This is a genomic window from Deltaproteobacteria bacterium (assembly GCA_016218975.1).
GTDB lineage: Bacteria > Desulfobacterota > Deferrimicrobia > Deferrimicrobiales > Deferrimicrobiaceae > JAENIX01.
Window position 1 is genome coordinate 1 of record JACRCO010000039.1, and the last position, 5,323, is coordinate 5,323.

A 5,323-nucleotide genomic window follows, 5' to 3' on the forward strand; every position below is an offset into this window, starting at 1 on the left:
GTTCGGGAGGAAACCCTCGAAGGCGAAATGGTCGGTCGGAAGTCCTGACACCACGAGAGCCGAGACCAGCGCCGACGGTCCCGGCACCATCTCGATCGGCACGTCGGCGGCTATCGCCTCGCGCACCAGCTCGTAACCAGGATCGGAGATCGCCGGCGTCCCGGCGTCGGAAACGAGCGCCACGCTCTCCCCTTCCTTCAACCGCCGCATCAGAACCGCCCCTGCCCGAAGCTTGTTGTAGTCGTGGAAAATGAACATCGGTGTGCGGATCTCGTATCGGTTTAGGAGCTTCACCGTCCGGCGGGTGTCCTCGCACGCGATGACGGAGGCCTCCTTGAGGACGCGGATCGCGCGCAGCGTGATGTCCTCAAGGTTCCCGAGCGGCGTCGCGACTACATAAAGGGTCCCTGTGCTCATGTTCGTTCCCCCCGAATGGAATCGGCAACGGACCGTTCGGCCCGTTACAGCTTCCGGTTGTCCAATACCCGCTTCGCCTTCCCTTCGAACCGCTGGAGCGTCTTCCGCTCGACGAGCTTCACCTCCACGCCGATCCCCAGCTCCTGTGCCAGCCGTTTCCGGATCGTCTCCACCATGACGCTTTGCCTACGCATCTGGTCGAAGAAGATCGACTCCGCCGCCTCGACGAGCACGGTCACCTCGTCCATCGCCCCCTTGCGGTCGATCACGATCTGGTAGTGCGGTTCCGTGCCTTCGATCTCGAAGAGCACCGTTTCTATCTGGGACGGGAAGACGTTCACCCCCTTGATGATCAGCATGTCGTCGGTGCGTCCCGTCACGCGGCTCATCCTCCTGCCGGTTCGTCCGCAGGGGCAATCCCCCGGCAACAAGCGGGTCAGGTCCCGCGTCCGGTACCGGATCATGGGAAACGCTTCCTTTGTGAGCGTCGTGATGACGAGCTCTCCCTGCTCCCCGTCCGGCGCCGGCTGGAGCGTCACCGGGTCGATCACCTCCACCATGAAATGGTCCTCGTTGATGTGCAGCCCGTTGCGTTCGAGACATTCCCCCGATACCCCCGGCCCGATAACCTCCGATAAACCGTAGTTGTCCGTGGCGACGATCCCCAAAAGGTCCTGGATCTCCTGCCGCATCCGTTCCGACCACGGCTCCGCGCCGAAGAGGCCGTACTTGAGCGAAAGGGACGACGGGGCGATCCCCATGTCCCGCACGGTCTCGGCCACCAGCATCGCATAAGAGGGCGTCCCGACCAACACCGTGGTCTTGAAGTCCATCATGATCTTTATCTGGCGGGCGGTGTTGCCGCTCGAAGCCGGGATCACCGACGACCCGATCCGCTCCGCGCCGTAGTGCAGGCCGAACCCGCCTGTGAACAGTCCGTACCCGAAGGAGATCTGCACGACGTCGTCCTTCGTCACACCGCCGGCGGAAAGGATACGCGCCACGAGGTTGCTCCACGTCCGGATGTCGTTGCGGCTGTAGCCGACCACCGTGGACATGCCCGTAGTGCCCGAAGACGCGTGGATCCGGACGACTTCCCTGAGCGGCACCGCGAAGAGGCCGTACGGGTAATTACCCCGCAGGTCGTCCTTGGTCGTAAAAGGAAGCCGGGAAAGGTCGGACAGCGACCCGAAGTCCTCCGGGACGATACCGAGCTCGTCGAACTTTTTCCGGTAGAACGGAACGTTCCTGTATACCCGGTTCAGCGTCGACTCGAGCCTCTCCAGCTGAAGCTGGGAAAGCTCCTCACGATCCATCCGCTCCTGCGCGGGCTCCCAGAGCATTCCGCCCTCCGATCCCACTACATTCTGCCTTCCGCGTCGAGGTCCCGGCCGAGATAGGCGCGCTGCACGTCCCTGTTCGAGAGAAGGTTCCCGGCCGTCCCCTCCATGATGATCCTTCCGGTTTCGAGGACGTATCCGCGGTCGGCGATCGCGAGCGCGGCCTTTGCGTTCTGTTCGACGAGCAGGACCGTGTTCCCCGCATCGCGAAGCTTGGTGACCACCGAGAAGATGTCCTTCATGACCATCGGCGCAAGCCCCATGGAGGGCTCGTCCATCATGATGAGCTTCGGGCGCGCCATGAGCGCCCTGGCTATGGCGAGCATCTGCTGCTCTCCCCCGGAGAGAGTGCCCGCAAGCTGCCCCTCGCGCTCCTTGAGGCGGGGGAAGATCCCGAATACGCGTTCCGTGTCTTCGCGTACCGCCGCCCCCCGTTTCTTCCGCAATTGCGGGTAGGCGCCCAGCTGTATGTTCTCGCGGACGGTCATCGGGGCGAACAGCTGCCTTCCCTCCGGCACCAGCGAACAACCGAGGAAGACGATCTTTTCCGCGGGAAATTTTCCGATCTCCTGCTTGTCGAAAAGGATTTCCCCGGAGCGCGCCCGCAGCAGCCCCGAGATCGTCCGCAGCAGCGTGCTTTTTCCCGCGCCGTTCGCGCCGATGATCGTCACGATCTCGCCGGCCCCGACGTGCATCGTGATTTTCCTCAAGACCTTGAGCCGGCCGTAGCCCGATTCGACGTTCTTTAGCCTCAGCATGCGGGCCTCACTGCGCTTCCCCAAGGTACACCCGGATCACCTCGCGGTTCTTCTGGATGGCCAGGGGCTTGTCGTCGGCGATCTTCTCCCCGTAGCAGAGCACCACGACCTCGTCGGAGATCTTCATGACGAGAGACATGTCGTGCTCCACGAGCAGGACGGTGATCCCCATATCCCGGATGCGGGAGATCAGGTTGCCCATGTCGTTAGTTTCCCGCATGTTCAACCCGGCCGCCGGCTCGTCGAGCAGGAGGAGCCGCGGCTCGCAGGCGAGCGCCCTTCCGAGTTCCACGACGCGCTGCTGCCCGTAGGCGAGGCTCGTGGCTTCCGTTTGCGCGATGCTTGCGATGCCCAGCAACTCAAGAATCTCGCGGCTTTTCTCCCGGATTTGCCGCTCTTCCGCCCAGGTGTACGGCAGGCTCATCATCCCGGCGAAAAACCCCGCCCGGCTGTGTACGTGCCGGCCGACCATGACGTTCTCCAGCACCGTCATCTTCGGAAAGAGCCTGATGTGCTGAAACGTGCGCGCCATCCCGAGCGACGCGATCTCGAACGGCTGCTTCCCATGGACCGCCGTCCCGTCGAAGACGATTTCCCCCCCGTCGGGAGGCAAGATTCCCGAAATAAGGTTGAACAGCGTCGTCTTGCCTGCGCCGTTCGGGCCGATGAGCGCCTTGATAGATCCAGCGGCGACATCGAATGTGACGTCTCCCACTGCCTGCAGGCCGCCGAATCGCTTGCTGACGCTGCGGACGGAAAGCAGGGTCACGGGGCCTCCCCTTCCGCGCCGCCGGAAACCATACGCTTCAGGTCCGCCAACAGGTGCCTCCGCAGCAGCCCGTCCGGCGCGAAGAGCATGATCAGGATCAGGATTCCACCGAAGACGGCGTCGTCGTAGGTCCCGAAATAGCCCCTGAGGGACAGGTAGTTCAGCACGAGGCTCATCGACAGTGCGCCCCACAGGTTCGCCATGCCGCCGATGGCGACGATTGCGACGTACCGCACCGACTTCATGACCGAGGCTTCCGACGGCCCGATTCCTCCGTTGTAATGGGTGAGGAAGACTCCGGCAACTGAAGCGAACACCGCGCTGAGCACGAACGTGTGCAGCTTGTAGCGGGCGGCCGGGATCCCCATGGCCTCCGCCGCATCCTCGGCGCCGTGGATCGAGGCGAGCGCCCTGCCAACACGTGAATGGATCAGGTTGAGAAGGACGACCATTCCCGCGATCACAAGCCCCCACGCCGCGTAATAATTCACGACCCTCAACGACGCCTTGCCGGCGATATCAACGCCGGATACGATGGGAAATCCCGGGACATCGGAGATTCCGTCCGCCGCTCCCAGGAATTCCGTCCCCAGCGCAATCCGGTAGATGATGACCCCGAATCCCAGCGTCGCCATCGCGAGGTAATGGCCTTTCAGCTTCAGGACGGGACCTCCGACGAGGTAGGCGATCACGACGGCCGCCAGGATCGCCGCAAGGCAGGCAGCCCACGGGTGGACGTTAAGGATCTCCCCTCCGTACAGGTCGGGGCGGACGGCGAGCAATCCCGCCTTCTTCATCATGGAGACGAAGGCTGTTTCCTGTTGGGACAACAGGTTGTGCGTCGTCAGGTAAGCCGAAAAGTACCCGCCGATGGCGAAAAATCCCGCGTGCCCGATCGAGATCTGGCCGGCATACCCGGTCAGCATGCAGAGGCCGACGACCAGCAGCGAATAGTAGGCGGTCATGGTGAGCTGCGTCAGGTGGTAGCCGGTATCCGTGAAATGCGTCGCCAGCTGGATCGCGACGATGAGCGTCGTGAAGGCGACTACCGGAATGTACCTGGCTCTCATCAGAATTCCTTGAGCTTCGACGCCTCGACGCTGCCGAACAGGCCGCTCGGACGTACGAACAGGATGATGAGCAGGAGGAAAATGGAGACCGCCTCCTTGTACGCGGCGGGCAGGACCCAGATGCTGAAGGATTCCAGGATTCCCAGCAGCATCCCCGCTCCGACGGCGGCGGTGCTGTTGCCGAGTCCGCCCAGTATGGCGACGGTGAACCCCTTGATGGCCAGCGGCGTGCCGCTGTCGTACTGGACATAGGTGATCGGGCAGACCACGCACCCGCCGATCGCTCCGATGGCGGCGCTGAGCATGAACGAGAGCGTAACCATGTTCTTCGCGTTGACGCCGCACAGGCGCGCGGCGTCGCGGTTCGCCGAGCATGCCCGCATCTGCCGTCCGGGAAGCGTGTAATTGAAGAATGCGGTCAGGGCGGCCACTACCACGGCGCCGATGCCGACTGCCCACAGGACCTGCGGGGAGATGTACACGCCGCCGAGGTTGATCGAGGTCTCCGATGTCCCTGTGAAATAGGGAAGCGACCGGACGCCCTCACCCCATATGTGAAGCGCCGTCTCCCGGGCCAGGATAGATATGCCGATGGTGATGATGATCATCCGCAGCACGGAAGGATTGTGGAGCCAGCGGATGAACACGATTTCTATGACCGCGCCGACGACCAGAGTTACGGCGACCGCGCCCAGGATGGCGAGGGGCAGCGGCAGGAACCCGCTCAGCGTGACAGCGGTCATGCCGCCCAGCATCACGAACTCGCCCTGCGCGAAGTTGATGATGCCGGTAGCGTTGTAGATGATGTTGAAACCGATGGCGACGATAGCGTAGATCGTTCCGTACGTGATCCCCGCCACCACATATTGGAAAACCAGGTCCAGGACGGTTCCTTTCCATCAAGCGATCGGGAGTACCGCACGGGGCGCGTACTCCCGATCGCGACGACGTCTTTGGAATGGACTGCTA

Annotated in this window: 6 protein-coding genes; all 6 read right to left on the bottom strand. The window is 63.0% G+C overall.

Annotated elements, in window-relative coordinates; all coding sequences use genetic code 11:
* The coding region (gene rsmI / locus HY896_05950) for a 16S rRNA (cytidine(1402)-2'-O)-methyltransferase (GenBank protein ID MBI5575890.1) at positions 1-417 on the bottom strand (417 nt) is incomplete at its 3' end.
* A 44-nt stretch (positions 418-461) separates the two neighbouring features.
* The gene (locus HY896_05955) at positions 462-1,760 is read right to left on the bottom strand and encodes a phenylacetate--CoA ligase (protein ID MBI5575891.1); all 1,299 of its coding nucleotides are present in this window, start codon (positions 1,758-1,760) and stop codon (positions 462-464) included.
* Between the two features lie 17 nt (positions 1,761-1,777).
* Complete coding sequence (locus tag HY896_05960; GenBank protein MBI5575892.1) at positions 1,778-2,515, bottom strand: ABC transporter ATP-binding protein; 738 nt, start codon at positions 2,513-2,515, stop codon at positions 1,778-1,780.
* A gap of 7 nt (positions 2,516-2,522) precedes the next feature.
* Complete coding sequence (locus HY896_05965) at positions 2,523-3,284, bottom strand: ABC transporter ATP-binding protein (protein MBI5575893.1); 762 nt, start codon at positions 3,282-3,284, stop codon at positions 2,523-2,525.
* Positions 3,281-4,354: a branched-chain amino acid ABC transporter permease gene (locus HY896_05970; GenBank protein MBI5575894.1), complete on the bottom strand. Its 1,074-nt coding sequence runs from the start codon at positions 4,352-4,354 to the stop codon at positions 3,281-3,283. Before HY896_05970 ends, HY896_05965 begins: the two co-directional genes overlap by 4 nt.
* Positions 4,354-5,238: a branched-chain amino acid ABC transporter permease gene (locus HY896_05975; GenBank protein MBI5575895.1), complete on the bottom strand. Its 885-nt coding sequence runs from the start codon at positions 5,236-5,238 to the stop codon at positions 4,354-4,356. The genes HY896_05970 and HY896_05975 overlap by 1 nt, the downstream gene beginning before the upstream one ends.
* Between the last annotated feature and the right edge of the window lie 85 nt (positions 5,239-5,323).